Source organism: Streptomyces sp. NPDC029138 (assembly GCF_055564375.1).
In genome coordinates this window covers 49,057-74,535 of record NZ_JBVHWM010000043.1, presented here as the reverse complement: position 1 = coordinate 74,535, position 25,479 = coordinate 49,057, and the positions used below count along the sequence as shown (strand labels likewise).

At 70.9% G+C, this 25,479-nt stretch carries 25 protein-coding genes, 1 tRNA gene, 1 pseudogene and 1 riboswitch; of the genes and pseudogenes, 15 read left to right on the top strand and 12 right to left on the bottom strand.

Features of this window, described 5'->3' with window-relative positions; all coding sequences use genetic code 11:
• Positions 1 to 324: 324 nt before the first annotated feature.
• The 6 genes from ACZ4WH_RS28400 (at position 325) to ACZ4WH_RS28375 (ending at position 4,381) form a co-directional block, all read left to right on the top strand.
• Entirely contained in the window at positions 325 to 1,743 is a 1,419-nt protein-coding gene (locus ACZ4WH_RS28400) for an amino acid permease (protein ID WP_468185691.1), read from the top strand.
• Positions 1,744 to 1,919: 176 nt separating this feature from the next.
• The gene (locus ACZ4WH_RS28395; RefSeq protein WP_468185689.1) at positions 1,920 to 2,342 is read left to right on the top strand and encodes a M67 family metallopeptidase; all 423 of its coding nucleotides are present in this window, start codon (positions 1,920 to 1,922) and stop codon (positions 2,340 to 2,342) included.
• Positions 2,343 to 2,421: 79 nt separating this feature from the next.
• Positions 2,422 to 2,517: a putative leader peptide gene (locus tag ACZ4WH_RS28390; RefSeq protein ID WP_309550412.1), complete on the top strand. Its 96-nt coding sequence runs from the start codon at positions 2,422 to 2,424 to the stop codon at positions 2,515 to 2,517.
• Between the two features lie 88 nt (positions 2,518 to 2,605).
• Positions 2,606 to 2,884 (top strand): MoaD/ThiS family protein, encoded by a 279-nt coding sequence (locus ACZ4WH_RS28385; protein WP_014672988.1) that lies wholly within the window; start codon positions 2,606 to 2,608, stop codon positions 2,882 to 2,884.
• A 17-nt stretch (positions 2,885 to 2,901) separates the two neighbouring features.
• The gene (locus ACZ4WH_RS28380; RefSeq protein WP_468185685.1) at positions 2,902 to 3,852 is read left to right on the top strand and encodes a PLP-dependent cysteine synthase family protein; all 951 of its coding nucleotides are present in this window, start codon (positions 2,902 to 2,904) and stop codon (positions 3,850 to 3,852) included.
• 67 nt (positions 3,853 to 3,919) lie between these two features.
• Positions 3,920 to 4,381, top strand: a complete 462-nt coding sequence (locus tag ACZ4WH_RS28375; RefSeq protein WP_468185682.1) for a hypothetical protein — start codon at positions 3,920 to 3,922, stop codon at positions 4,379 to 4,381.
• 8 nt (positions 4,382 to 4,389) lie between these two features.
• Here the strand turns inward: ACZ4WH_RS28375 and ACZ4WH_RS28370 are convergent, their stop codons facing one another.
• On the bottom strand, positions 4,390 to 4,848 hold the full coding sequence (locus ACZ4WH_RS28370; protein ID WP_468185680.1) for a type II toxin-antitoxin system PemK/MazF family toxin: 459 nt from the start codon (positions 4,846 to 4,848) through the stop codon (positions 4,390 to 4,392).
• 238 nt (positions 4,849 to 5,086) lie between these two features.
• Between ACZ4WH_RS28370 and ACZ4WH_RS28365 the strand changes: the two genes are divergently transcribed.
• Entirely contained in the window at positions 5,087 to 5,839 is a 753-nt protein-coding gene (locus ACZ4WH_RS28365; protein WP_468185677.1) for an MBL fold metallo-hydrolase, read from the top strand.
• Positions 5,840 to 5,940: 101 nt separating this feature from the next.
• Here the strand turns inward: ACZ4WH_RS28365 and ACZ4WH_RS28360 are convergent, their stop codons facing one another.
• Together ACZ4WH_RS28360 and ACZ4WH_RS28355 are read right to left on the bottom strand one after the other, a co-directional pair.
• Positions 5,941 to 7,206: a PTS transporter subunit EIIC gene (locus ACZ4WH_RS28360; protein WP_468185674.1), complete on the bottom strand. Its 1,266-nt coding sequence runs from the start codon at positions 7,204 to 7,206 to the stop codon at positions 5,941 to 5,943.
• 178 nt (positions 7,207 to 7,384) lie between these two features.
• Positions 7,385 to 8,671, bottom strand: a complete 1,287-nt coding sequence (locus tag ACZ4WH_RS28355; RefSeq protein WP_468185671.1) for a PTS transporter subunit EIIC — start codon at positions 8,669 to 8,671, stop codon at positions 7,385 to 7,387.
• A 155-nt stretch (positions 8,672 to 8,826) separates the two neighbouring features.
• On the opposite strand from ACZ4WH_RS28355, the gene ACZ4WH_RS28350 reads away from it, so the two are divergent.
• From ACZ4WH_RS28350 to ACZ4WH_RS28340, 3 genes are all read left to right on the top strand, one after another.
• The gene (locus tag ACZ4WH_RS28350; protein ID WP_014672981.1) at positions 8,827 to 9,060 is read left to right on the top strand and encodes a PTS sugar transporter subunit IIB; all 234 of its coding nucleotides are present in this window, start codon (positions 8,827 to 8,829) and stop codon (positions 9,058 to 9,060) included.
• Between the two features lie 78 nt (positions 9,061 to 9,138).
• Positions 9,139 to 9,873: a ribonuclease PH gene (gene rph, locus ACZ4WH_RS28345; RefSeq protein WP_468185669.1), complete on the top strand. Its 735-nt coding sequence runs from the start codon at positions 9,139 to 9,141 to the stop codon at positions 9,871 to 9,873.
• Between the two features lie 115 nt (positions 9,874 to 9,988).
• Positions 9,989 to 10,381 carry a hypothetical protein gene (locus ACZ4WH_RS28340; protein ID WP_468185666.1) on the top strand — a complete coding sequence of 131 codons (393 nt, stop codon included), beginning with the start codon at positions 9,989 to 9,991 and terminating at the stop codon, positions 10,379 to 10,381.
• 87 nt (positions 10,382 to 10,468) lie between these two features.
• On the opposite strand, the pseudogene ACZ4WH_RS28335 reads toward ACZ4WH_RS28340, so the two are convergent.
• The 4 genes and pseudogenes from ACZ4WH_RS28335 to ACZ4WH_RS28320 all read right to left on the bottom strand — a co-directional run.
• Positions 10,469 to 11,119: pseudogene (locus ACZ4WH_RS28335) on the bottom strand (DUF1707 SHOCT-like domain-containing protein); the annotation flags it as partial.
• A 9-nt stretch (positions 11,120 to 11,128) separates the two neighbouring features.
• The gene (locus ACZ4WH_RS28330; protein WP_468185664.1) at positions 11,129 to 12,145 is read right to left on the bottom strand and encodes an ABC transporter ATP-binding protein; all 1,017 of its coding nucleotides are present in this window, start codon (positions 12,143 to 12,145) and stop codon (positions 11,129 to 11,131) included.
• 1 nt (position 12,146) lies between these two features.
• Positions 12,147 to 12,986: an ABC transporter permease gene (locus ACZ4WH_RS28325; protein WP_468185662.1), complete on the bottom strand. Its 840-nt coding sequence runs from the start codon at positions 12,984 to 12,986 to the stop codon at positions 12,147 to 12,149.
• On the bottom strand, positions 12,979 to 13,779 hold the full coding sequence (locus ACZ4WH_RS28320) for an ABC transporter permease (protein WP_468185659.1): 801 nt from the start codon (positions 13,777 to 13,779) through the stop codon (positions 12,979 to 12,981). Before ACZ4WH_RS28320 ends, ACZ4WH_RS28325 begins: the two co-directional genes overlap by 8 nt.
• A gap of 1,623 nt (positions 13,780 to 15,402) precedes the next feature.
• Between ACZ4WH_RS28320 and ACZ4WH_RS28315 the strand changes: the two genes are divergently transcribed.
• Positions 15,403 to 18,321, top strand: a complete 2,919-nt coding sequence (locus ACZ4WH_RS28315) for a transglycosylase domain-containing protein (protein ID WP_468185657.1) — start codon at positions 15,403 to 15,405, stop codon at positions 18,319 to 18,321.
• Positions 18,322 to 18,374: 53 nt separating this feature from the next.
• On the opposite strand, the gene ACZ4WH_RS28310 is transcribed toward ACZ4WH_RS28315, so the two are convergent.
• The 3 genes from ACZ4WH_RS28310 to ACZ4WH_RS28300 form a co-directional block, all read right to left on the bottom strand.
• Positions 18,375 to 18,695, bottom strand: coding sequence for a DMT family transporter (locus tag ACZ4WH_RS28310; RefSeq protein WP_103810145.1), 321 nt, complete (start codon positions 18,693 to 18,695; stop codon positions 18,375 to 18,377).
• Positions 18,696 to 18,730: 35 nt separating this feature from the next.
• Positions 18,731 to 18,793, bottom strand: a riboswitch (guanidine-III (ykkC-III) riboswitch).
• A 72-nt stretch (positions 18,794 to 18,865) separates the two neighbouring features.
• Positions 18,866 to 19,225: a GroES family chaperonin gene (locus tag ACZ4WH_RS28305; RefSeq protein ID WP_171155827.1), complete on the bottom strand. Its 360-nt coding sequence runs from the start codon at positions 19,223 to 19,225 to the stop codon at positions 18,866 to 18,868.
• Between the two features lie 22 nt (positions 19,226 to 19,247).
• Entirely contained in the window at positions 19,248 to 19,577 is a 330-nt protein-coding gene (locus ACZ4WH_RS28300) for a DUF3618 domain-containing protein (RefSeq protein ID WP_468185653.1), read from the bottom strand.
• A 93-nt stretch (positions 19,578 to 19,670) separates the two neighbouring features.
• Here ACZ4WH_RS28300 and bcp point away from each other — a divergent pair, with 93 nt between their 5' ends.
• Entirely contained in the window at positions 19,671 to 20,138 is a 468-nt protein-coding gene (bcp, locus tag ACZ4WH_RS28295; RefSeq protein WP_468185651.1) for a thioredoxin-dependent thiol peroxidase, read from the top strand.
• A gap of 39 nt (positions 20,139 to 20,177) precedes the next feature.
• Positions 20,178 to 20,264 (top strand) — tRNA-Leu (locus ACZ4WH_RS28290).
• A gap of 12 nt (positions 20,265 to 20,276) precedes the next feature.
• On the opposite strand, the gene rdgB is transcribed toward ACZ4WH_RS28290, so the two are convergent.
• Together rdgB and ACZ4WH_RS28280 are read right to left on the bottom strand one after the other, a co-directional pair.
• A complete protein-coding gene (gene rdgB, locus ACZ4WH_RS28285; protein WP_468185648.1) occupies positions 20,277 to 20,879 on the bottom strand; it encodes an RdgB/HAM1 family non-canonical purine NTP pyrophosphatase in 603 nt (200 codons plus the stop codon).
• Between the two features lie 26 nt (positions 20,880 to 20,905).
• Complete coding sequence (locus ACZ4WH_RS28280) at positions 20,906 to 22,240, bottom strand: SGNH/GDSL hydrolase family protein (protein ID WP_468185645.1); 1,335 nt, start codon at positions 22,238 to 22,240, stop codon at positions 20,906 to 20,908.
• Between the two features lie 195 nt (positions 22,241 to 22,435).
• Here ACZ4WH_RS28280 and ACZ4WH_RS28275 point away from each other — a divergent pair, with 195 nt between their 5' ends.
• The gene (locus tag ACZ4WH_RS28275; RefSeq protein ID WP_468185642.1) at positions 22,436 to 23,749 is read left to right on the top strand and encodes a DUF445 domain-containing protein; all 1,314 of its coding nucleotides are present in this window, start codon (positions 22,436 to 22,438) and stop codon (positions 23,747 to 23,749) included.
• Positions 23,750 to 23,812: 63 nt separating this feature from the next.
• Positions 23,813 to 25,366, top strand: coding sequence for an MFS transporter (locus ACZ4WH_RS28270; protein WP_468185640.1), 1,554 nt, complete (start codon positions 23,813 to 23,815; stop codon positions 25,364 to 25,366).
• The last annotated feature ends 113 nt before the right edge of the window (positions 25,367 to 25,479 follow it).

Below are 25,479 nucleotides of genomic sequence, written 5' to 3'. Positions count from 1 at the left end.
TACGGTTTGCCCCTCAGGAGTGTTCGCTCAGAGGACGCTCAAATCCGGATAACGATCCCGTCACCTTTGCGGCCGTTTTTGCCGCATTTGGGCGCTCTTTGTCCACTTTTACCTGTGTGATGCGCCACATCGCGCCCCTGTGATCAATATTGCGGCCGTGATAAATCTTCACGACCGCCCGGCCGACACCACCCACGTTCGGCCGGGTGCGCCACCGAGCCGACGACCGTCGGCCAGGCAGACAACTCCATCATCCGGGGGGATCGAGACCCGATCCGAGGCCGACGAAAGGCCCGGGTCGGCATGGAGAAAGGCGCACCACACATGACCTCTGAGAAGGTCACCACCGCCCCTGAGGAGGGGTACGAGCGCGGGCTCGGCAGCCGTCAGGTCCAGATGATCGCCATCGGCGGCGCGATCGGTGTCGGGCTGTTCCTCAAGGCAGGCGCGAACATCGAGAAGGCCGGCCCGAGCCTCATCCTCATGTACGCCCTCGCGGGCGTGATCATCTTCTTCATCATGCGGGCCCTGGGCGAACTGCTGCTCTACCGTCCCGTCTCGGGCTCGTTCGCGGACTACTCCCGCGAGTTCCTCGGCCCGTTCTTCGGCTACTTCACCGGCTGGACGTACTGGCTGATGTGGGTCGTCACCGGCATGGCCGAGCTGACGGCCGCCGCGATCTACATCAACTACTGGTTCCCGGCCATTCCGCAGTGGGTGACGGCGCTCGTCTTCCTGGTGGTCCTCTTCGGGGTCAACCTGATCTCCGTGAAGCTCTTCGGTGAGCTGGAGTTCTGGTTCTCCATGGTCAAGGTCACCGCCCTGATCGGCATGATCGTGATCGGTCTTGGCGTGCTCACCTTCGGCTTCAGCGCTGCCGGTGACACCGCGCACGTGTCGAACCTGTGGCAGTTCGACGGCTTCTTCCCCAAGGGCATCGGTTCCTCGCTGATGACCTTGCAGGGCGTGATGTTCGCCTACCTCGCCGTCGAGCTGGTCGGCGTCACCGCGGGCGAGTCCGAGAACCCGGAGAAGACCCTCCCCAAGGCCATCAACACGCTGCCCTGGCGCATCGGCCTGTTCTACGTCGGTGCCCTCACCGTCATCCTCTGTGTGGTGAAGTGGACCGAGTTCACGGAGGGCGTCAGCCCGTTCGTGAAGGCGTTCGCGATGATCGGCATCCCGGCCGGCGCCGGCATCGTCAACTTCGTGGTGCTCACCGCGGCCCTGTCGTCCTGCAACTCGGGCATGTACTCCACCGGCCGCATGCTGCGCACCCTCGCCGACAACGGCGAGGCCCCGCGGGTCTTCTCGAAGCTGTCGGCCACCAAGACCCCCGCGCTCGGCATCACCGTCTCGGTGCTGTTCATGGGCATCGGCGTGGTCCTGAACTACGTCGTCCCGGAGAAGGCCTTCGGCTACGTGACCTCCGTCGCCACCGCGGCCGGCATCTGGACCTGGCTGATGATCCTGGTCAGCCACGTCCTCTACCGCCGCGCGGTCGACGCGGGCCGGCTGCCCGCCAGCTCCTTCCCGGCGCCCGGCGGCGCGGTGTGCTCGTACGTCGCCATCGCCTTCCTGCTCTTCGTCACCGGCCTGATCGCCTACGACGCCGACTCCCGCGTCTGCCTGTACGTGATGGCCGTCTGGGCGGTCGCCCTCGGCATCGGCTGGCTGGTCCTGAAGTCCCGGACGCCGTCCATCACGGACCGCCGCGAGCCGGAGTTCGAGAAGGTGGGCTGACCCCCGGAAAACCTCCGGAAGATCCCGGAAGACCCCCGGAAACCTCCGGAAAAGGACGTCCGGCCGTCGGGAGCTCTCGTGGCGCCCCCGGCGGCCGCCGCTCAGGACGTCCGCCATGTGGGCCGTCCCGTACCACCCCCCGGTACGGGACGGCCCCTCTGCTTATCCTGACCCCCATGCTGACCATCACCCAGGCGCTCTACGACCAGATCGTCGCCCACGCGCGCGAGGACCACCCCGACGAGGCGTGCGGCGTGGTCGCCGGACCGGTGGGCTCCGGCCGCCCCGAGCGTTTCGTCCCGATGCTCAACGCGGCCCGCTCGCCCACCTTCTACGAGTTCGACTCCCAGGACCTGCTCAAGCTCTACCGCGAGCTGGACGACCGCGACGAGGAGCCGGTGATCATCTACCACTCCCACACCGCGACCGAGGCGTACCCCTCCCGGACCGACATCAGCTACGCCAACGAGCCCGGCGCGCACTACGTCCTGGTGTCCACCGCCGACACCGACGGCGCCGGAGAGTTCCAGTTCCGCTCCTTCCGCATCCTGGAAGGGGAGGTCACCGAGGAGGAGGTCAAGGTCGTCGAGGCGTACTGATCTCACCAGTCGGTCGCATTCCGTCCGGGATGTGGAATCACACTCCGGGACCCGGACCGGGAATCGATACGATGAGCCCATGGTTCTGAACGACGTGAGCGAGAAGGCGCCGGGCACGCTGCTCGTGGCGCGGCTGCACGTCGATCTGTGCAGGCTGAACAGCGCCATCTGTTGACGTTCCCCGCCGCCGTACGGCCGTGAGCCGCGGCGTGCCCCGCCGCGTGCCCACACCTACCGACACTTCCTGACAGGAGCCCGCAACCATGGCCATCGAGGTCCGCATCCCCACCATCCTCCGCCAGTACACCGACGGTCAGAAGGCGGTGGAGGGCAACGGGAGCACCCTCGCCGAGCTGTTCGCCGACCTAGAGTCGCGGCACGCGGGCATCCAGGCCCGCATCGTGGACGGCGACCAGCTGCGCCGCTTCGTCAACGTGTACCTCAACGACGAGGACGTCCGCTTCCTGGACGGCATCAACACCAAGCTGTCCGACGGCGACAACGTGACGATCCTGCCGGCCGTCGCCGGCGGCATGCGCTGATCGGTCGCTGAGCAGCGATGCGCTACGACTCTCCGCTGGCCGCGGTGGGCAACACCCCTCTGGTGCGCCTGCCGCGGCTGTCGCCGGCCCCGGACGTCCGGATCTGGGCCAAGCTGGAGGACCGCAACCCCACCGGCTCGGTCAAGGACCGGCCCGCCCTGCACATGATCGAGCAGGCGGAGAAGGACGGCCGGCTGACCCCGGGCTGCACGATCCTCGAACCCACCTCCGGCAACACCGGCATCTCCCTCGCCATGGCGGCCAAGCTCAAGGGCTACCGGATGGTGTGCGTGATGCCGGAGAACACCTCGCAGGAGCGCCGGGACCTGCTCGGCATGTGGGGCGCCGAGATCATCTCCTCGCCGGCCGCCGGCGGCTCCAACACCGCCGTGCGCGTGGCCAAGGAACTGGCCGCCGAGCACCCCGACTGGGTGATGCTCTACCAGTACGGCAACCCGGACAACGCGGGCGCCCACTACGCCACGACCGGCCCGGAGATCCTCGCCGACCTCCCCTCGGTCACCCACTTCGTGGCGGGCCTCGGCACCACGGGCACCCTCATGGGCGTCGGCCGCTATCTGCGCGAGCACAAGCCGGGCGTCCAGATCGTCGCCGCCGAACCGCGCTACGACGACCTGGTCTACGGCCTGCGCAACCTCGACGAGGGCTTCGTCCCCGAGCTGTACGACGCCTCCGTCCTGACCACCCGGTTCTCGGTCGGCTCGGCCGACGCGGTCACCCGCACCCGCGAACTCCTCCAGCAGGAGGGCATCTTCGCGGGCGTCTCAACCGGCGCCGCCCTGCACGCGGCGATCGGCGTCGGCCGCAAGGCCGTCAAGGCGGGCGAGAGCGCCGACATCGTCTTCATCGTGGCCGACGGCGGCTGGAAGTACCTCTCCACCGGCGTCTACACCGCGGCCACCACGGAAGAGGCCATCGCGACACTCCAGGGCCAGCTCTGGGCCTAGCGGCGGATCCGCGTGCGCCGGTGGTACGTCACATCCGTACCAGGACACCGGCAGAAAGGCGGACCCCATGCGCCGTACGACGCTCCTCGCCCCCGCGGCGGCAGCGCTGCTCCTCGCGGGCTGCGGCTCCCAGCAGGACACCGGGAGCAGCGACAAGGTGTCGGCGCCGCCCCGTACGGGCACGCCGTCGCCCACCCGGTCCGCCGGCGACTGCACCGGTCACGCGGAGCTGACGGCCGCCGATCACGGCCGTACCGTCTGCGTGACCGAGGGCGGCGAGGTCCGGCTGACCCTGGACGGCACCAGGGCGCGCCCCTGGGCGCCGGTCACCGCGAGCGGCAGCGGACTGAAGGCCGTCAACGCGGGCTTCGTACTCCTGCCGGGTGACGCCACCGCCGCGTACCAGGCGGTGGCCGCCGGCACGGTGAAGCTCACGTCGTCCCGCCCGCTGTGCGCCGAGCCGACCGCACCGGGCGAGGTCTCCTGCAAGGGCATCGAGGAGTGGTCGGTCACCGTCCGGGTGAGCTGAGGTGCTGTCTAACCCGCCAGGTGCCGTACCTGGTCCCACAGGACCGGGTCGACCACGCCCACCCGGCGGCGGAAGCCGTCCACCGGGATCTCGCGCAGCTCGTCGGTCTCCAGGAAGCTGGGCCGCCCCTGGGCGTCGCCGACCGCGCCGGGCGGCAGCGGGATCACCCCGCAGCGCTCGTCGTGGTACTTGCTGGTGATCTTCGCGACGGTGGCCCGGTTGCCGCGCACGGCCAGCACCAGACAGGGCCGGTCCTTGGCCTCGGCCCGGTCCTCGTAGGGGACCTCCGCCCACCAGATGTCCCCGGGGGACGGCCGTGCGGCGTGTGCCGTCCGCGGGCCCGGCCGGCCCGGGGGCCGCAGGCGTCGTCCGCCGGGCCGGTGACCGCGGCCCCAGCCGTCGACGAGCGTGGCGACCAGCGCGAGCAGTACCACCGCCGCGAGCGCCAGCCACCAGGACGTGTCCATACGACGACGTTACCGGCGCGCGCCGAACATCGCGCGCCCTCTTCCAATCCTTGTGCGCCCCGGGTCCAGCCGAACCGGTGACAGCACAGGTGAGTTCGCCCACAACGGCCCCAGGCGGAGGAGCGACCCGTGCTTTCGCGCCTTACGCTCGACGGACCGCACGACCCCTGACAGCCCCCGCCCCGCAAGGGGTTTACGTCCCGCCCACCGGTTACCCGCCAACGGAGGTTTCTGCTTCATGAAGCTCACCGTCGTCGGCTGCTCGGGGTCGTTCCCGTCCGCGGAATCGGCCTGTTCGAGCTACCTCGTCGAGGCCGACGGCTTCCGGCTGCTCCTCGACATGGGCAACGGCGCCCTGGGCGAGTTGCAGCGCCACTGCGGTCTCTACGACCTCGACGCGATCTTCCTCAGCCATCTGCACGCCGATCACTGCATCGACATGCTCGGGTACTTCGTGGCGCGCTACTACCGCCACGACGGCGGCCGGTGCGACCCCATCCCGGTCTACGGCCCCGAGGGCACCGAGCACCGCCTGACCACGGCCTACGCGGACACCCCCTCCGCCTCCTCGATGAGCGAGGTCTTCGATTTCCACACGGTCAAGCCGTCCACGTTCGAGATCGGGCCGTTCACCGTGCACACCGAGCGGGTCCGCCACCCCGTGGAGGCGTACGGCATCCGGATCGAGCACGGCGGGAAGGCCCTGACGTACTCCGGCGACACGGGCGTCACCGCGGCGCTGGACGAGCTGGCCCGGGACGCCGATCTGTTCCTGTGCGAGGCCGCGTTCACGCACGGCAAGGAGAGCATCCCCGACCTGCACCTCAACGGCCGGGAGGCGGGGGAGACCGCGGCTCGCGCGGGCGTGCGGCGGCTCGTCCTCACCCACATCCCGCCGTGGACCGATCCCCAGGTGAACCTGCGGGACGCCCGTGAGGCGTTCAGCGGGCCGGTGGAGCTGGCCGCTCCGCGGCTCACGTACGAGATCTGACGCCCCCCCCCGCATACGCCCTCGCATACGCGCCTCGCACACTCCCCGCACACGAAAGGGCCCCGGAACCGAAGAGGTTCCGGGGCCTTCGCGCTGCCTGGTTACTTGGCCTCCGCCTTCTGGAGTTCCGCCAGTTCCTCGTCGGACTCGCGGCCCGGGGTCGGCAGGTTGAACCTGGTGATCGCGAAGCGGAAGATCACGTAGTAGACCACCGCGAAGCACAGGCCGACCAGGACCAGGCCCCACGGATTGCTCGCGATGCCCAGGTTGAGGCCGAAGTCGACCGCGCCCGCCGAGAAGCCGAAGCCGTCCTTCATGCCGAGCGCCCAGGTCAGCGCCATCGAGACGCCGGTGAGGACCGCGTGGATCGCGTACAGGACCGGCGCGATGAACATGAAGGTGAACTCGATGGGCTCGGTGACGCCGGTGACGAAGGACGTCAGCGCCAGCGAGAACATCATGCCGCCGACGACCTTGCGGCGCTCGGGCCGGGCGCAGTGGACGATGGCCAGGCACGCGGCCGGCAGGGCGAACATCATGATCGGGAAGAAGCCGGTCATGAACTGGCCCGCGTGCGGGTCGCCGGCCAGGAAGCGCGCGATGTCACCGCTCTTGCCGTGGTACTCGCCCGCCTGGAACCACGGGAACGAGTTGAGCAGGTGGTGCATGCCGATCGGGATCAGCGCACGGTTGGCGACACCGAAGATGCCCGCGCCGACCGCGCCCGACTTCACCAGCCACTCGCCGAAGTTGTGCAGGCCCGTGCCGAGGACCGGCCAGATGTAGCCGAACACGATGCCGATGACGAGGCCCGCGAAGGCCGACAGGATCGGGACGAGCCGGCGGCCGCCGAAGAAGCCCGCCCAGTCGGGCAGCTTGGTCCGGTAGAAGCGCTGGTACAGCAGGGCCACGACGATGCCCATCACCACACCGCCGAGGACCTTGGCGTCCACCGGGGCGTTCTGCATGACGACCTTGCCGTCGACGACGGCGGCCACCTTCGGCAGGTTCTTGTCGGTGAACGTGGCGAGCACGTTCTTGAAGACCAGGTAGCCGACGACCGCGGCGAGGGCCGTGGAGCCGTCCGACTTCTTGGCGAAGCCGATCGCGATGCCCACGGCGAACAGCAGCGCCATGTTGTCGAGGATCGCGTTGCCGCCGGCCGCCATGAACGACGCTATCTTGGTCAGGAAGGTCGGGAAGGACGGGCGGCCCAGCATGTCGGTGTTGCCGAGGCGCACCAGGAGGGCGGCGGCGGGCAGCACGGCGACCGGCAGCATCAGGCTGCGGCCGATGCGCTGGAGCACAGCCATCGCCCCGGCGCCCTTCTTCTTCTCGGCCGCGGGTGCGGCGCTGGCCGTGGTCACAAGCTCCTCCATCGGGCAAGGCGCCGCCCGGGAACCATGGAAGGGGACGGCAGCGTCTCTGGTCTACACCACCTGTGGTGTAGACCTGTTGTAGCACGATGAAGGCGGCGTAAGGAACCCGCGAATCCGCTACCGCGGCGCTACGCGCTGTGTGCCATGATGTGTCATCAGGTCGCCATCACACCTTGGTGACGTCCTCCACCTCCTCCACCGGCTCCCGGCCCGGCGTCCTCAGGTCGAACCTCGTGATCGCGAAGCGGAAGACGGCGTAATACACGGCCGCGAAGCACAGGCCGATCGGAATGATCCCCCACGGTTTCGTCGCCAGGTTCCAGTTGATCACATAGTCGATCAGGCCCGCCGAGAAGCTGAAGCCGTCGTGCACGCCCAGCGCCCAGGTCACCGCCATCGACACACCGGTGAGCACCGCGTGGACGGCGTACAGCGCGGGCGCGATGAAGAGGAACGAGTACTCCAGCGGTTCGGTGATGCCCGTCACGAACGAGGTCAGCGCGACCGAGAGCATCAGGCCGCCGATCTCCTTGCGGCGGTCCGGCCGGGCGCAGTGCGTGATGGCCAGCGCCGCGGCCGGCAGCGCGAACATCATGATCGGGAAGAAGCCCGAGGTGAACTGGCCGGCGTTCGGGTCCCCGGCGAGGAACATGTTGATGTCGCCGTGCACCACGGTGCCGTCGGGCTTGGTGTAGCTGCCGAACTGGAACCAGACGGGCACGTTCAGGAACTGGTGCAGGCCCACCACCAGCAGCGCCCGGTTCGCCACCCCGAAGACGCCCGCGCCCCAGGAACCGGCGTCCCTGAGCCACCCGCTGAAGCTCTCCAGGGCGTCGCCGACCGGCGGCCAGACGAACAGGCACACCACGGCGAACAGGATCGCGACGAAGGCCATGATGATCGGCACGAGCCGGCGCCCGTTGAAGAAGCCCAGCCAGTCGACCAGCCTGGTGCGGTGGTAGCGGGCCCAGAAGTAGGCGGCCAGCAGGCCCATGACGATGCCGCCGAAGACGCCCGGGTTCTGGTAGGTGGACGCGGACACCGTGCCGTTCGCCGCCTGGCAGCCCGTGACGACCACCTTCGCGCCCGCCGGGCAGGTCTCCGGGAACTGCCGCAGGACGCCGTAGTAGACGAGGAAACCCGCCACCGCCGCGAGCGCCGTCGAACCGTCGGCCTTCTTCGCCATGCCGATCGCGACGCCCACGCAGAACAGCAGCGGCAGCCCCAGCTGTCCGTCCAGCAGCGCGCCGCCCGCCCCGCTCATCACCTTGGAGACGTTCGTCCAGCCCAGGCCGTCCTCGCCGAACACGTCCGGCTGCCCCAGCCGGTTCAGGATGCCCGCCGCCGGCAGCACGGCGATGGGCAACTGGAGGCTGCGGCCCATCTTCTGCATGCTCTGGAACAGACGGTTCCAGCGGGCCCCGGCGGGACTTGCCGTGCTCTCTGCACTCATGGGTTTGGCGACCTTCCCCACGGTGGTGTAGACCAGTCGACGGACGGTTCCGCTGTCGTGATCGCCATCATTCGGCACGGACGGCATGACCGCTCGCGAAGATGGGCCAACTGTGGGTTACTGCGACAAAGCGGTTCGGAGCAGGGAGAAGGAACATGGCCAGCAAGGCTGAGAAGATCGTCGCCGGGCTCGGTGGCATCGACAACATCGAGGAGATCGAGGGCTGCATCACCCGGCTGCGCACCGAGGTGTCCGACCCCGCTCTGGTCGACGAGGCCGCTCTGAAGGCCGCCGGCGCCCACGGCGTCGTCAAGATGGGCACGGCCATCCAGGTCGTCATCGGCACCGACGCCGACCCGATCGCCGCGGAGATCGAAGACATGATGTGAGCCGTACCGGTTCACCCCGAAGGGGCTCTTCCCGGCGCCGGAGGAGCCCCTTCCCCGTGTGCGGCTAGGCTCGTCGCCATGTCTCGCATCGACGGCCGTACCCCCGAACAGCTCCGCCCGGTCACCATCGAACGGGGATGGAGCAAGCACGCCGAGGGCTCCGTCCTCGTCTCCTTCGGCGACACCAAGGTCTTCTGCACCGCCTCCGTCACCGAGGGGGTCCCGCGCTGGCGCAAGGGCAGCGGCGAGGGCTGGGTCACCGCCGAGTACGCCATGCTGCCCCGCGCCACCAACACCCGCGGCGACCGCGAGTCGGTCAAGGGCAGGATCGGCGGCCGGACCCACGAGATCTCCCGGCTCATCGGCCGCTCCCTGCGCGCCGTCATCGACTACAAGGCGCTCGGCGAGAACACCATCGTCCTCGACTGCGACGTCCTCCAGGCCGACGGCGGCACGCGTACGGCGGCCATCACCGGCGCGTACGTCGCGCTGGCCGACGCCGTCGCCTGGGCCCAGGGCAAGAAGCTGATCAAAGCAGGCCGGCAGCCGCTCACCGGCACCGTGAGCGCCGTCTCCGTGGGCATCGTCGGCGGCGTCCCGCTGCTCGACCTCTGCTACGAGGAGGACGTGCGCGCCGAGACCGACATGAACGTCGTCTGCACCGGCGACGGCCGCTTCGTCGAGGTCCAGGGCACCGCCGAGGCCACGCCGTTCGCCCGCGCGGAACTCGACGCGCTGCTCGACCTCGCCGTCACCGGCTGCCGGGAGCTGGCCGTGATCCAGCAGGCGGCACTGGCGGCCACGCGCGCGTAAGGAAGTCCCCAAGGCCGAAGGGCAACCCGGCGGCCCTCCGCGGCGTCCCAGTGGGTACGGGCGCACCGCTCACCAGCGTGCGCCCGGCCAGCCGTACCAGGGGAGGGACACCACCATGGCCGCCAGCCGACGCCGACTCGTCGTTGTCGCCGCCGTAGCGACCGCCGCGCTCACCGCCGGCCTCACGACCGGCTGCGACGCCGTGGACAAGGCGCTGGACTGCGTGCAGACCGCCGACGCCATCGCCGACAACGTCACCGATCTCCAGCAGGCCGTGGAGAACGCGGCGAACGATCCCTCCCAGGCCGACGAGTCGCTCGACTCCATCGAGAAGAGCCTGCGGAAGATCGGCGACAAGACGGACAACACGGATGTCAACAAGGCTGTGGACGACCTGAGCAAGGCGGTCGACAACGTGCGTACGGCCATCAAGAACGGGGACGAGACGCCGGACGTCAGCCCGGTGACGGACGCGGCGGGGGAGCTGACCAAGGTCTGCACGTCGTAGGGAGCGCCGGCGGGGTGCGGGCCGTGGCTGGTCGCGGGTCGTTGTGGCTGGTCGCGCGGTTCCCCGCGCCCCTTTGGGGCCCGCTCAGCGCTGTTTCTTCAGGCGTTTGCGCTCTCCGCGCGGAAGCTTGCGTTCCACGCCCACTCCGCCCCAGAAGGCGACCCCACCGATGATCACGCGGGGGGCACCCGGCTCGGGCGGATCGTCGTCCCTCGGGTGCTCGAAGCCGCCCATCACGCCGATGCCGCGTACGACGACCTCGACGCCGGGCGGCACGATCACCTGGACCCCGCCCATGATCGCCACGCAGTAGATCTCGACCTCACCGGCGGCGAAGTTCGCCTCGCGCAGGTCCAGTTCGCCGCCGCCCATGAAGGTGAAGCAGGAGAACCGCTTCGGCACCGTCCAGCGGCCCTTGCGCTCGAACCCCGAGAGGATCGCCACCGCGCCCGTCGAGGAGCCCTCGGTGCCGGTGATCCGGTCCGCCCAACCACCGTTCGCCGCCGGAGCCTTGACGAACGAGACGGGAAGGGCCGGTGCGACGCCGCCGGGCGCCGGCAGATCGCGGGTGAGCGGCGCCAGCTCGCCGTACGTCCGCGCCTTGTACGCCGCCTCCAGCCGCTCGTCGAACTCCCCCATGTCCAGCCGCCCCTCGGCCAGGGCGTCCCGCAGGATCTCGGCGACCCGGTCACGGTCGGCGTCGGACGCCCGGAGATCCGGGACTGCGTCGTCGCTCATGGCAGCAGCCTACGAGACCGCCTTCTCGGCGTACATCCTGGCGATGACGGCCTCGATGTCCGGTTCCCGCACCGACAGGTCCACCAGCGGATACCGGGCCGCCAGATGCGCGACGACCGGCGCCGCCGACTGCCCCGCGGGGAACGCCAGCCACTGCCGGGGGCCCTCCACCCGCACCACCCGGGCCGACGGCACCTGAACCGGCGGCAGCTCCCGCTCCAGGTCCACCACCAGCGTCCGTTCGCTCTCGCCGGCCTCGTGCAGCCCCGCGAGCGGACCGTCGTACACCATGCGCCCGTGGTCGATCACCATCACCCGGGAGCACAACTGCTCGATGTCCTGGAGGTCGTGCGTGGTGAGCAGCACCGTCGTGCCGCGCTCGGCGTTCACCTCCCGCAGGAACTCCCGCACCCTCGCCTTCGACACGACGTCCAGGCCGATCGTCGGCTCGTCCAGGTACAGCACGTCCGGGTCGTGCAGCAGCGCCGCCGCGATGTCCCCGCGCATCCGCTGGCCCAGCGACAGCTGCCGCACCGGTACGTCCAACAGGGCGCCCAGCTCCAGCAGTTCCACCAGCCGGTCCAGGTTCTTGCGGTAACGGGCGTCCGGGATGCGGTACATGCGGTGCGCCAGCCGGTAGGAGTCGATCAGCGGCAGGTCCCACCAGAGCGTGGTCCGCTGTCCGAACACCACCCCGATCCGGTGCGCGAGCCGCGAGCGTTCCCGCGCCGGATCGATGCCCGCCACCCGCAGCCGCCCGGCACTCGGCGTCAGAATCCCGGTCAGCATCTTGATCGTGGTCGACTTCCCGGCGCCGTTCGGCCCGATGTACCCGACCATCTCACCGCGCGCCACGGTGAACGAGAGCGCGTCCACCGCCCGCACCTCGCGCCGCTCCCGCCGGAGGAACCCGGTCTTCCGGCGCACCTCGAAGACCTTCTCGACGTTCTCCAGGACGATGAAGTCGTCCCCCGCGATTCCACCGTCCCCCGCGATGCCGTCGTCCCCTGTGATGAGGTCACTCACGCTAGCTCCCTGTGCTGCGGTACGAACGAAGTCCCGTCCGCCAGGCCAGCCCCGCGAGCGCACAGCACGCCACCGCCACCAGCGGGGGCGTGAACGCGGTCCACTCCGGCAGGCCCAGCGGATACGGCCGCCCCAGCACATAGGTCGCGGGCAGCCAGTTGACGAAGGCCAGCGGCAGCACGAAGGTCACCCCGCGCACCAGCTCCTTCGCGAACACGGTCGGCGGATACTGGAGCAGCGTCGTACCGCCGTAGGTGAAGGCGTTCTGCACCTCCGAGGCGTCCTGCGCCACGAACTGGAACGCCGCGCCCGCCACGAACACCGCGCAGAAGATGCCGCAGCCGCTCACCACCATCACCGGCATCAGCAGCAGCCTGCCCGCCGTCCAGTCGATGTCCACCCGGGTCAGCGACCAGCCCAGCACCAGCGCCCCCTGCGTCACCCGGCCCAGCCGCCGCAGCGCGAACCGGTCGGCCGCCACCTGCGCCAGCACCGGCGCCGGCCGCACCAGCAGCGTGTCCAGCGTGCCGTCCCGGACCCGCCGGCCCAGCCGGTCCATCGACCCGATCACCAGATCCGCCAGCCCGAAGGAGGTCGCGGACAGGCCGTACAGGAACGCCACTTCGGGCAGCGGGTAGCCGCCCAGGGCGTCCACCCGCGAGAACATCAGCATGATCGCGACGAAGTCGAGGAAGGTCGCCGCGAAGTTCCCGAACGTGGTCATGGCGAAGGACGTGCGGTAGGCCATCGTGGACCGCACCCACATCCCCGCGATCAGCCGGTACGCCCGCACGCCCTCGGCCAGCCGGTGGGCGTGGCCGGGCGCCTGGCTCTCAGCCACCCTGCACCACCACCCGGCGCGTCGCCGCCGACTGCACCAGCCGCCCGGCACCCAGCAGCGCCGCCGCCCACGCGGCCTGGAAGAGATAGGTGGGCAGCGGGTCCGCGTGCCCCAGCAGGATGTCCGCCGGGGCTTGCAGCAGCGACGACCAGGGCAGGGCCCGTACGACCTCACCGAGCGCACCCGGGAACACGTTGAGCGGCAGCAGCATGCCCGAGCAGAAGTAGCCCAGCAGCCAGGCCATCTGCACCACGCCGGTGCCGTCCAACAGCCAGAACGCGCTCAGAGCCACCAGGTAGCGGATGCCGAAGCCGACCAGCATGGCGAGGACGACGGCGACGAGGAACGCCGCCCATGTGCCGGCGCCGGCCGGCAGGTACACCGGGAAGCACAGCGCGCCGAACACGAACGGGATCAGCCCTCGGCCCAGCAGCTGGAAGAACGCCCGGCCGAGGTCCGCCGCCAGCCACCACAGCTGGAGATCGGCGGGCCGGTACAGGTCGATCGCCACGTCCCCCGTACGGATGCGTTCCATCAACTCGTCCTCGACGCCGCCGCCCCCGATCGCGAGGGTCGACAGGAACGCCTGCCCCAGCCAGACGTACGTCACCGCCTGCGCCTGGTCGTACCCGCCGAGATGCGGCTTCTCGTCCCACAACGCGCGATACGTGTAGACGAGGATGAGTCCGAAGACGGTGTTCGTGAACACCCCTGCCGCAGTGGCGGCCCGGTAGGTCGCGTACCGTCTGAATCCCCCTGTCGCCACGGCCGCGTACAACCGTCCCGCGCCCACGCCAGTCGACCTCCTCGGACCGCTCGACACCGAAGCGCAGGAGCCTAGTCCGGAGGCCCGGTGGCCGGCCACGCGTTTTCCGGCCGGAAGCGTGCCGGAATCCGGGAACGGAACGCCGGGTGCGAGAGTCTTCAAACAGGGGGAGCGCAGAAGCGTACGAGGCGTACGGGAACGTACGACGCGAAACAGGAGTCCGTGCACGAGATGAGCGACGAGCCGCAGCCGCAGCAGCCGAACGAAGGCGTGGCATCGAAAAGGCCGCTGCCGGCTGAAGGGCCCGGAAACCCGGGGGGCCGCGAACCGAGCAGCGCAACACCGGATCCCACGGGGGCCACCAGCACCGACAACGACGCCCACACCGAGGGTCCCGGGAGGGGCGACAGCGGTGTGCGCGCCGGGGGTCCCGGGAGGGGTGACAGTGGTGTGCGCGCCGGGGGTCCCGGGAGGGGTGACAGCGGTGTGCGCGCCGACGGTCCCGGTAGCGGCGACAGTGGTGTGCGCGCCGAGGGCCCTGGGAGGGACGCCGAGGGGGCCGAGGGCTTCCCGCGCGCCGGACGGCCCGGGAGCACGGGGAAGCCGCAGCGCGGCGAGCGGGGCGCCGACAGCACCCGCGGCGCCGGCGCGGGTGGCCCGGAGGCACCCGAGCGTGGCCTGCGGCGGACGGCCGAGACGGGCACCGGCCCGGCGGACTCCCCGCCTCGCGCCGGTTCCGGCACGCCGGGCTCTCCGTCCCGGGCAGGCTCCGGTGCGCCGGGTTCTGCGTCCCGGGCCGATTCCGGTACGTCGGGCTCTCCGTCTCGGGCCGATTCCGGTACTCCGGGCTCCGCGTCCCGGAACCCCGGCATGACGGGCGCGTCCTCCCAGGACGGCTCCCGCCCTGCGGACTCCGCTGAGCAGAACCGGGACCGGACGGCTTCCGTGGCCCGCGCCCGCCAGGCGGCCCGCGCCAGGACGCAGCAGACGGGGGCTGCGGGGGCCGGCGGAAACGCGGTCTGCGGTGGCGCGTCCGTGCCCGGCCGCGGCCCGGCGTCCGGGAGTGGCCCGGCAACTGGCCGCGGTTCGGAGCCCGCTGGGGCTTCGGCGCCCGACGGTGCTTCGGAGTCCGGCCGTGGTTCGGCGCCCGGCCGTGGTTCGGATTCTGGCCGTGGCCCGGTGTCCGGTCGTAGCGCGGGGACCGGTGGGGCTTCGGCGTCCGGCGACGGTTCGCAGTCAGACCGTGGTTCGGCGCCCGGCCGTAGCTCGGGGCCCGCTGGGGCTTCGGCGCCCGACGGTGCTTCGGAGTCCGGCCGTGGTTCGGCGCCCGGCCGTGGTTCGGATTCTGGCCGTGGCCCGGTGTCCGGTCGTAGCGCGGGGACCGGTGGGGCTTCGGCGTCCGGCGACGGTTCGCAGTCAGGCCGTGGTTCGGCGCCCGGCCGTAGCTCGGGGCCCGCTGGGGCTTCGGCGACCGGCGACGGCTCCCTGTCCGGTCGCGGGCCCGGGGCCGACGGTGCTTCTGCTGTCGGCGGCGCCAGTGGTGCTTCCGCTGCTGGTGGTGGTTCGCGTTCCGGCGCGTCTGATACCGGTAAGGGACGCGGCAGCGGGGAATCCGCTTCCGGGCAGGCGCCGTCGGCCGAGAGTACCCAGGTGCTGAGGCGTATCACCCCGCCCAGGGGGCCGCAGTCCGGCGCCGGTCAGAAGGGCGACGCTGCCCCGGCGCCCGAGACCACACAGGTGCTCCGACGGGTCAACGCGCCTCGGTCCGGTGAGCCCGGCGGCGCCGGTACCGCCGCCGGTGAGGCCGACCCCACCCGCCGTAGCCCTCGCCCCACCGTTCCCCGCCCCGGCGGCGAGAGCCGCGCTGCCCAGGCCTCCGGCGCCAACCCGCCCCCCTCCTCCCCGGCCGCCGCCCGGGCCGCCCGCGCCGCCCGCGCGGCCGGCACCGCCGCAGCGGGAGCCGGGAGCGGAGCCGGCGCCGCTGCCGGTGCGGGCGCCGGTGCTCAGGCCGCCAAGGCCGCCGCCGCATCCGCAACCGGCGCCGCAGCAGGCGCTGCCGGTGCCGCCGCCGCTGCCGCCTCAGCCGCCGCCAGCCCCTCCACGCCCCGCACGCCCGCGGCCCCCCGCACCTCCTCCACCCCCGGCACCGGCTCCACCCCCCAGAACCCTTCCGACGCCCCCACCACCGCCCTCTCCGCCACCGACGGTCAGACCGCCGGAGGCAACGGCAAGGGGAAGAAGGGCAAGCGGCCCAAGCGGACCGGGTGGCGGCGGGTCCTGCCGACCTGGCGCATGGTGCTGGGTACCTTCTTCGTCGGCGTGCTGCTGGTCGTCGGGCTGTTCTTCGTCGGGTACTCCCTGGTGAAGATCCCGCCGGCCAACGCGTTCGCGACCAAGCAGAGCAACGTCTATCTGTACGCCGACGGCTCACAGCTCGCCCGCGACGGCGAGGTCAACCGCGAGAACGTCACCCTCGCCCAGGTCTCCAAGGACGCCCAGCACGCCGTACTGGCCGCCGAGGACCGCGACTTCTACACCGAGTCCGCCGTCGACCCGAAGGCCATGCTCCGCGCCGTCTGGAACACCGCGACCGGCAAGGGCAAGCAGTCCGGTTCGACGATCACCCAGCAGTACGTGAAGAACTACTACCTGGCCCAGGAGCAGACGGTCACCCGCAAGGCCAAGGAGTTCTTCATCTCGATCAAGCTCGACCAGAACAAGTCCAAGGACGAGATTCTGGAGGGCTACCTCAACACCAGCTACTTCGGCCGCAACGCCTACGGCATCCAGGCCGCCGCCCAGGCCTACTACGGCCGCGACGCCGCCGACCTCGACCCGGCCCGCGCCGCCTACCTCGCCGCGCTCGTCAACGCGCCCAGCGAGTACGACGTCGTCGCCCACCCGGAGAACCGGAAGGCGGCCGTCGCCCGCTGGAACTACGTCCTGGACGGCATGGTCAAGAAGGGCTGGCTCAGCGAGTCGAAGCGCGCCGGCATGAAGTTCCCGATGCCGAAGGAGCAGACGATCTCCACCGGCATGTCCGGCCAGCGCGGCTACCTCGTGGAGGCGGTCAAGCAGTACCTGACCTCGAACAACATCATCGACTCCGACCACCTCACGGCCGGCGGCTACCGCATCACCACCACCATCCAGAAGGACCGGCAGGACGCCTTCGTCAAGGCGGTCGACGACCAGCTGATGTCCAAGCTGGACAAGAAGAACCGCAAGGCGGACACCTTCGTCCGGGCCGGCGGCGCCTCCGTCGACCCCAAGACCGGCAAGGTCGTCGCGATGTACGGCGGCATCGACTACGTGAAGCAGTACACCAACGGCGCCACCCGCGGTGACTTCCAGGTCGGCTCGACGTTCAAGCCGTTCGTGTTCACCTCCGCCGTGGAGAACGGTTCCACCACCCAGGACGGCCGCACGATCACGCCGAACACGGTCTACGACGGCACCAACCAGCGCCCGGTCCAGGGCTGGAGCGGCGGCGCCTACGCCCCCGAGAACGAGGACCAGAAGTCGTACGGCCCGATCACCGTCCGCAAGGCCACCGACCTGTCGGTGAACTCGGTGTACGCGCAGATGGCCGTCGACGTCGGCCCCGCCAAGGTCAAGCAGACCGCGGTCGACCTGGGCATCCCGTCCGACACCCCGGACCTCCAGCCGTACCCGTCCATCGCCCTCGGCACCGCCACCGCCAGCGTCCTGGACATGGCGGAGGCCTACGCGACGCTCGCCAACCACGGCAAGCACGGGACGTACACCCTGGTCGAGAAGATCACCAAGGACGGCACCGACGAGGTCAAGCTGCCCGCGCAGCCGGTCAAGCAGGCCGTCAGCCGGGAGGCCGCCGACACCACGACCTCGGTCCTCCAGAGCGTGGTCGAGAGCGGCACCGCCACGGCCGCGCAGGCCGCGGGCCGGCCGGCGGCCGGCAAGACCGGTACCGCCGAGAGCGACACCGCCGCCTGGTTCGCCGGCTACACCCCGGACCTGGCCACGGTGGTCTCCGTCATGGGCCAGGACCCGGTGACGGCCAAGCACCAGCCGCTGTACGGGGCGCTCGGCCAGGCGCGGATGAACGGTGGCGGCCCGCCCACCCAGATCTGGGCGCAGTACACGCGCGACGCGCTGAAGGGCAAGCCGACGAGCAAGTTCGACCTCGAACTCGAACAGGGCGCCGACGAGGTCCAGGAGCCGCCCGCCACCAGCACCGCCCAGCCCGGCACCGACGGCGGCCAGAACGACGGCGGCGCGACCGCCACGCCGACGGACGGCGGCGCGACCGCCACCCCGACGGACGGCGGTACCACGGGCGGCACCCCGACGGACGGCGGTACCACGGGCGGCACCCCGACCGACGGCGGTGCGACCACGGACGGCGGCGCCACCACCGGCGGGGACACGACCGGCGGAGGGACGACCACCGGCGGCGGGACCACGGACGGCGGCGGCACGGCCGACGGGGGGACGACCACCGGCGGCGGGACCACGGACGGCGGCGGCACACCGGGCGGCGGCACCACAGGTGCCGACGGCGGCACCGGAGGCTTCCCCGGCACCTGACGCCGGACCTGAGGCCACTCCCTGACGCCACTCCTGACGCCACTCCTGACGCCTCAGTGACCGCTGGTCGCCTTCAGCCCCACCACGGCGACCAGCAGCAGGCACACGAAGAAGATCCGGGCGGCGGTGACCGGCTCACCCAGCACCACCATGCCGAGCACCGCCGCACCGGCCGCGCCGATGCCCACCCACACGCCGTAGGCCGTACCGATGGGCAGGGACTTCGCGGCGTACGACAGCAGGACCATGCTGGCGACGATGCCGGCGCCGGTGAACAGGCTGGGGACGGGCCGGGTGAAACCCTCGCTGTACTTCATCCCGATCGACCAGCCGACTTCCAGCAGACCGGCGACGACGAGCAGGACCCAGGCCATGACAGCACCTCCGAGACACGGCGACTCTTCTTCGGAATGCGTCGTCTTTGCCTTCGACCCGGTACGGCGCGTCTCGTCGGGCTCCTTCCGAACATAGCAAAAGCATGACGAAGAGGGCCGGTGACCATGGTCACCGGCCCTCTTCCTCTGTGTTCTCCAGGTACGGCGTTCTACAGGTACAGCCCCGTGGAGTCCTCCGACCCCTCGAACCGGTCCGCGGCGACGGCGTGCAGGTCACGCTCGCGCATGAGGACGTACGCCACGCCCCGCACCTCGACCTCCGCCCGGTCCTCCGGGTCGAACAGGACGCGGTCCCCGGGCTCCACCGTCCGTACGTTCTGGCCGACGGCGACGACCTCGGCCCAGGCCAGCCGCCGGCCGACCGCCGCGGTGGCGGGAATCAGAATGCCGCCCCCCGACCGCCGCTCGCCCTCACCGGTCTCCTGCCGCACGAGAACCCGGTCGTGCAGCATCCGGATGGGCAGCTTGTCGTGGTGGGGAGTGCTGTGCTGGTTTCTGTTGGCGCTCACGGCTCGAACCTACCTGTCCCGGTCAGTCCCTGCGCCGCCGGGCCCCGAGGGCGAGCAGCCCCACGACCCCCACGACGACGAGCGCCACGGGCACCACCCGCTCCAGGCGCGGCGCCCCCCGATCGTTCACGAGCTGCGCCCGTACCTCGCTCACGACGCGGTTGACCTGCACGTACGCCCGTCCGACCGTGTGGTCGACGTTGGCGACGACCTTGGCCTTCGCATCGCCGACGATGGTCTTCGGATGCACCCGCACCCCGATCTCGTCGAGCGTCTCGGCCAGCACTTCACGGCGGCGCTTGATGTCCGCCTCGATCTGCGCCGGGGTTCTGGTGTCCGACGTGTCCGCCACCGTACGGCCTCCGAAGTCTGCTGATGCTGTTCCGAACAGTTTGTCAGCTCTGGGCCGCCCCGCACCGCAAGGCCCCCCGGTTAGGCTGGCCCGATGAGCGAGCGACTCCAGCCGGGGGACGTGGCCCCCGCCTTCACCCTCCCCGACGCCGACGGCACCGAGGTGTCCCTTTCGGACCACAAGGGCCGCAAGGTCATCGTCTACTTCTACCCGGCCGCCCTGACCCCAGGCTGCACCAAGCAGGCCTGTGACTTCACGGACAACCTGGAGCTGCTGGCCGGCGCCGGCTACGACGTCATCGGCATCTCTCCCGACAGCCCGGAGAAGCTGGCGAAGTTCCGCGAGAAGGAGTCCCTGAGGATCACCCTCCTCGCCGACCCGGACAAGAAGGTCACCGAGGCCTACGGCGCCTACGGCGAGAAGAAGAACTACGGCAAGACGTACCTGGGCGTCATCCGCTCCACGATCGTCGTGGACGAGCAGGGCAAGGTCGAACGGGCCCTGTACAACGTCCGCGCGACCGGCCACGTGGCGAAGATCATCAAGGATCTGGGCATCTGAACACACTGCCCGGCCGCTAGCATGGCCGGGCAGCACCAGGCGGCCGTGGTGGAATTGGCAGTCACGCTGGGTTTAGGTCCCAGTGGGGTAACTCCCGTGAGGGTTCGAGTCCCTCCGGCCGCACCACTTCTCAGCTGCTCAGCCCAACAGCTCCCGCACCACCGGCACCAGTGCCCGGAACGCCTTGCCCCGGTGGCTGATCGCGTTCTTTTCCTCGGGGCTCAGTTCCGCGCACGTCCGCGTCTCGCCCTTCGGCTGGAGGATCGGGTCGTAGCCGAAGCCGTTCGTGCCGGCGGGCGTGTGCCGCAGGACGCCGCGCAGCTGTCCCTCCACCACCCGTTCCGTGCCGTCCGGCAGGGCGAGGGCCGCCGCGCAGGCGAAGTGGGCGCCGCGGTGTTCGTCGGCGATGTCGGAGAGCTGGGCCAGCAGCAGGTCCAGGTTGGCCTTGTCGTCGCCGTGGCGGCCGGCCCAGCGGGCGGAGAAGATGCCGGGGGCGCCGTTCAGGACGTCGACGCACAGGCCGGAGTCGTCGGCGACGGCGGGCAGGCCGGTGGCCTGCGCGAGGGCGTGCGCCTTGAGCAGGGCGTTCTCGGCGAAGGTGACGCCGGTCTCCTTTACGTCGGGGACGTCCGGGAAGGCGTCCGCGCCGACGAGTTCGTGGGGGAGTCCGGCTTCGGCGAGGATCGCCCTCAGCTCGGTGATCTTTCCGGCGTTGCGGGTGGCGAGGATCAAGCGGGTCATGCCCGCCAGTATTCCTCGCCGCCCGGTCACAGCTCCGCCTGGCCCGCGCCCTTCAGCGTGCGCAGGTCGAAGACCTCGGCCATGGTGCGGTAGCCCAGGTCGCTGGGGTGCAGATGGTCCCCGGAGTCGTACTCGGGGCGCAGCCGGCGCGGGTCGTAGGGGTCCCGGAGGGCCTTGTCGAAGTCGACGACCGCGTCGTAGACCCGGCCGGTCCGGATCTGCGCGTTGACCTGCTGCCGTACGGCTTCCCGGGCGGGGGTGTATCCGCGGTGGCCCTGGAAGGGCATCAGGGTGGCGCCGACGACCTTCAGGCCGCGGGCGTGGGCCTGGCGGACGAGGGTGCGCAGGCCGGTGACGATGCGGTCGGGGTCGGCGAGCCGGGGGTTGCGCAGGATGTCGTTGACGCCGAGGTCGATGACGACGACCTTGACGTTGGTGCGGGAGAGCGCGTCGCGGCCGAACCGGCCGAGGCCGCTCTGGTTCTCGGCGGGCCGCCCGAGGCCGTCGGCGAGGACCTGGTTGCCGCTGATGCCCTCGTTGACCACGCTGTAGCGGGGCAGTTGCCCCCCGCTCCGCAGGGCGCTGCGCAGCCGGCCGGAGAGGATGTCGGGCCAGCGGTGGTTGGCGCCGGTGGTGGAGGTGATGCCGTCGGTGATGGAGTCGCCGAAGACGACGACGGTGCCGGCGGCCTCGTTGCTGAGCACGTCGAGCGCCGTCACATACCGCCAGTACGGCGTCTGTTCGGTGTAGGGGGCGCCGGTGGCGTCCTCGGTGCGGTCGCCGGTGGCGACGTACGACAGCTGCCGGGCGTGCGGGTGGTAGGTGACGGGCCCGGAGGGGGTGGGGGAGTAGGTGGTGACCAGCACGTCGGCGCCGTGCGGGACGGTGACGCGTACGGCGTCGCTGACGGCCTGTCCGCCGGCGGGTATGACCACGCTGGTGGCGCCGTTGAAGGTGAGGCGCCGCATCGTTTCCGCATCGGCGGCCGCGCTGCCGTCGCCCAGGGACACGGCGAGGGAGGCGTGGCTGATGGTGAGGGCGGACTGGCCGTACAGATTGGACAGCGTGACGCGGGCACCCGTCCCGCCGGCGCTGGTGTGCACGACGTTGCGGACCGAGCGGCCCGCGAGGCCCGCCGCCTCGGTGCCGGGTTCGCCGCCGACGGGGGCGGTGGCCCAGGCGCCGACCCAGGTGCCGGTGGAGGCGGGGGCGGCGTTGGAGTCGTGGCGCGGGCGGTTGTCGCTGAGGGTGCCGCGCGGGGTGCCGTCATCGGCGGCGACGGTGACGTATATGGCGGCGGACAGGGCCGCGACCAGCGCGACGAGCGCGCTCAGGACGGCATAACCATGACGCTTGGTCACGCTTGTGTTGTTCTCCTCGGGAGATGGGAGCCCGAGGCTCCGATCTTGCTCACCCATGATGCGTCATGGGCTGGGGAGAACTGACAGGACCCTGCCACCACTCCCCTCCAGACAGACGCCGGGAACTCCTGTTCCGTTCCGGGAGTCGGTCAGGAAGGGACAATTGTGTGCGGGATCACCGAACGGGTGGAGCTGATGGAACCTACCGAGACGGGCACACCGGGGCGGGTCGCGTCGTACAAGACGATGACGGCGTTCACCCCGGCGGACGAGGAGCGCCGGCGCGGGGTGCGCCGGATGAAGCTCACGGCGACGGGCATGCTGGTGTTCGTCGCGGTGGTCTACGTCCTGGCGAAGACGGCCGGGAACGCGGGCGCGGGGGCGTGGACGGCCTATGTGGCGGCGGCGGCCGAGGCGGGCATGGTCGGCGCGCTCGCCGACTGGTTCGCGGTCACGGCCCTGTTCCGGCACCCGCTCGGGCTGCCCATTCCGCACACCGCGATCATCCCGACCAAGAAGGACCAGCTGGGCGTCTCGCTGGGCGAGTTCGTCGGCGAGAACTTCCTCTCCGAGGACGTCGTACGGCAGCGGCTGCGCGCGGTCGGCATCGGCAGCCGGCTCGGGGCCTGGCTGGCCGAGCCGGAGCACGCGGACCGGGTGACGGCCGAGCTGGCGACGGCCCTGCGGGGCGCGCTGACCGTGCTGCGGGACTCCGATGTGCAGGCGGTCGTGGGCGAGGCGATCACCCGGCGGGCCGACGCGCAGGAGATCGCGCCGGGCATCGGCAAGACGCTGGAGAAGATCGTCGCCGACGGCGGGCATCGCCGGGTGGTGGACCTGGTGGTGGTCCGCGCGCACGACTGGCTGGTGCTGCACCGGGACGACGTGATGGTGGCCGTGGAGGGCGGGGCACCCGGCTGGACCCCGCGGTTCGTGGACCGGAAGGTGGGCGAGCGGGTCTACAAGGAGCTGCTGCGGTTCGTCACCGAGATGCGGGACATGCCCTCGCACCCGGCGCGCGGCGCGCTGGACCGTTTCCTCACCGACTTCGCCTCCGACCTCCAGTCCGACACGGACACCCGGGCGCGGGTGGAGCGGCTCAAGGGCGAGGTGCTGGGCCGGGGCGAGGTGCAGGACCTGATCGCGTCCGTGTGGACGGCCGTACGGTCGATGATCGTGGCGGCGGCGGAGGACGAGCGCAGCGAGCTGCGGACGCGCGTGCGGGCCGCGCTGCTGTCGCTGGGCACCCGGATGGCGACCGAGCCGAAGGTGCAGGGCAAGGTCGACAGCTGGGTGGAGGGCGCAGCGGTGCACGTCGTGACGACGTACCGCAAGGAGATCACCTCGCTGATCACGGACACGGTGGCGGGCTGGGACGCCGAGCACACCACCCGCAAGATCGAGGCGCACATCGGCCGCGACCTTCAGTTCATCCGTATCAACGGCACGGTGGTGGGCTCCCTGGCCGGGCTGCTGATCTACACCGTCTCGGGCTGGCTGGGGGCCTGACCGGACTGTTCCGCCGCGGCCAGGGCACCCGGTATCCCGTCCTTCGACGCGGAGGGAGCGCCCATGAGCACAGCCGAGGCCGGAACCGGCCGGACCCTCACCACCGACATCCCCGCCCGACTCGACCGCCTGCCCTGGTCCCGCTGGCACTGGACGATCGTCATCGGCCTGGGCACCGTGTGGATCCTGGACGGCCTGGAGGTCACGGTCGTCGGCAACATCGCCGGCCGGCTGTCGGAGCCCGGCAGCGGCCTGTCGATCAGCTCCGGGCAGATCACCGGTGTCGCCGCCGCGCTGTATGTGGCGGGCGCCTGCTCGGGCGCCCTGTTCTGGGGCCGGCTGACCGACCGCTTCGGCCGCAAGAACCTCTTCATGATCACCCTGGCGGTGTATCTCGCGGCGACGGCGCTCACGGCCGTCTCCTGGGAAGCCTGGTGGTTCTTCCTCTTCCGCTTTCTGACCGGCTTCGGCATCGGCGGTGAGTACGCGGCCATCAACTCCGCGATCGACGAGCTGATCCCGGCGGAATACCGGGGCCGGGTCGACCTGATCATCAACGGCAGCTTCTGGCTGGGCGCGGTCGGCGGTTCCCTGCTGTCGATCGTCGCGCTCGACACCGGCCTGCTGGCGAAGAACGTCGGCTGGCGCCTGACCTTCGCGCTCGGCGCCGTCCTCGCCCTGGTCATCCTGCTCGTACGACGGCACGTCCCGGAGAGCCCGCGCTGGCTGCTGATCCACGGCCGGGACCGGGAGGCGGAGGAGATCGTCTCCGGCATCGAACGCCGGGTCGAGGCGGAGCGCGGTGAACCGCTTCCCGCGCCGCAGGGCGAGCTGGAGATCCACCAGCGCAAGAGTGTCACCTTCCTGGAGATCGCCCGCACGGTCTTCGGCCGCTACCGCAGGCGGGCGGTGCTCGGCTTCTCCCTCTTCATCGGCCAGGCGTTCCTGTACAACGCGATCACCTTCGGCTTCGGCGCGATCCTGACCAAGTTCTTCGACGTGCCCTCCGGCCACACCGGCTATTACTTCGCGGTGATCGCGGTCGGCAACTTCTGCGGCCCGCTGCTGCTGGGCAAGCTCTTCGACACGGTCGGCCGCCGCGTGATGATCTCCTCGACGTACCTGCTGTCGGGCCTGCTGCTCTTCGGAACGGCCTGGCTGTTCGACCGGGGCTCGCTGAGCGCGGGCACGCTGACCGCCTGCTGGTGCGCGGTGCTGTTCTTCGCCTCGGCGGGCGCCTCCAGCGCCTACCTCACGGTCTCGGAGATCTTCCCGATGGAGACGCGGGCGATGTCCATCGCGTTCTTCTACGCCCTCGGCACCGCGGCCGGCGGCATCAGCGGCCCGCTGCTGTTCGCCGACCTCACGGGCACGGGCCGGGTCGGCGACACGGTCCTCGCCTTCTCCATCGGCGCGGCGCTGATGTGCGCGGCCGGGCTGGTCGCGGCGTTCCTGGCGGTACGGGCCGAACGCCGCTCCCTGGAGGACATCGCCCGCCCGCTGACGGCGGTGGCCGACCGGGCCAGGGCGGCGGCCCAGGGTACCCGGCCGTCCCGGGGCACACCGGGTTCGCAGGGCCGTGGACCTACGGCACCGCCGGCGGCGAGCAGGCCGTGACCGTCAGGTGCCACGGGGTGAGCAGGCCGTGATCGTCAGGCGCCAGGGGGGTGAGCAGGCTGTGACCGTCAGGCGCCACGGCGGTGAGCAGGCTGTGACCGTCAGGAGCCACG

Bases quoted from the DNA above. Each gene is read 5' to 3' on its own strand.
- ACZ4WH_RS28400 (WP_468185691.1), top strand. From the start codon at position 325: ATGACCTCTGAGAAGGTCACCACCGCCCCTGAGGAGGGGTACGAGCGC.
- ACZ4WH_RS28395 (WP_468185689.1), top strand. From the start codon at position 1,920: ATGCTGACCATCACCCAGGCGCTCTACGACCAGATCGTCGCCCACGCG.
- ACZ4WH_RS28390 (WP_309550412.1), top strand. From the start codon at position 2,422: ATGGTTCTGAACGACGTGAGCGAGAAGGCGCCGGGCACGCTGCTCGTG.
- ACZ4WH_RS28385 (WP_014672988.1), top strand. From the start codon at position 2,606: ATGGCCATCGAGGTCCGCATCCCCACCATCCTCCGCCAGTACACCGAC.
- ACZ4WH_RS28380 (WP_468185685.1), top strand. From the start codon at position 2,902: ATGCGCTACGACTCTCCGCTGGCCGCGGTGGGCAACACCCCTCTGGTG.
- ACZ4WH_RS28375 (WP_468185682.1), top strand. From the start codon at position 3,920: ATGCGCCGTACGACGCTCCTCGCCCCCGCGGCGGCAGCGCTGCTCCTC.
- ACZ4WH_RS28370 (WP_468185680.1), bottom strand. From the start codon at position 4,848: ATGGACACGTCCTGGTGGCTGGCGCTCGCGGCGGTGGTACTGCTCGCG.
- ACZ4WH_RS28365 (WP_468185677.1), top strand. From the start codon at position 5,087: ATGAAGCTCACCGTCGTCGGCTGCTCGGGGTCGTTCCCGTCCGCGGAA.
- ACZ4WH_RS28355 (WP_468185671.1), bottom strand. From the start codon at position 8,671: ATGAGTGCAGAGAGCACGGCAAGTCCCGCCGGGGCCCGCTGGAACCGT.
- ACZ4WH_RS28350 (WP_014672981.1), top strand. From the start codon at position 8,827: ATGGCCAGCAAGGCTGAGAAGATCGTCGCCGGGCTCGGTGGCATCGAC.
- rph (WP_468185669.1), top strand. From the start codon at position 9,139: ATGTCTCGCATCGACGGCCGTACCCCCGAACAGCTCCGCCCGGTCACC.
- ACZ4WH_RS28340 (WP_468185666.1), top strand. From the start codon at position 9,989: ATGGCCGCCAGCCGACGCCGACTCGTCGTTGTCGCCGCCGTAGCGACC.
- ACZ4WH_RS28310 (WP_103810145.1), bottom strand. From the start codon at position 18,695: ATGGCCTGGGTCCTGCTCGTCGTCGCCGGTCTGCTGGAAGTCGGCTGG.
- bcp (WP_468185651.1), top strand. From the start codon at position 19,671: ATGAGCGAGCGACTCCAGCCGGGGGACGTGGCCCCCGCCTTCACCCTC.
- rdgB (WP_468185648.1), bottom strand. From the start codon at position 20,879: ATGACCCGCTTGATCCTCGCCACCCGCAACGCCGGAAAGATCACCGAG.
- ACZ4WH_RS28275 (WP_468185642.1), top strand. From the start codon at position 22,436: ATGGAACCTACCGAGACGGGCACACCGGGGCGGGTCGCGTCGTACAAG.
- ACZ4WH_RS28270 (WP_468185640.1), top strand. From the start codon at position 23,813: ATGAGCACAGCCGAGGCCGGAACCGGCCGGACCCTCACCACCGACATC.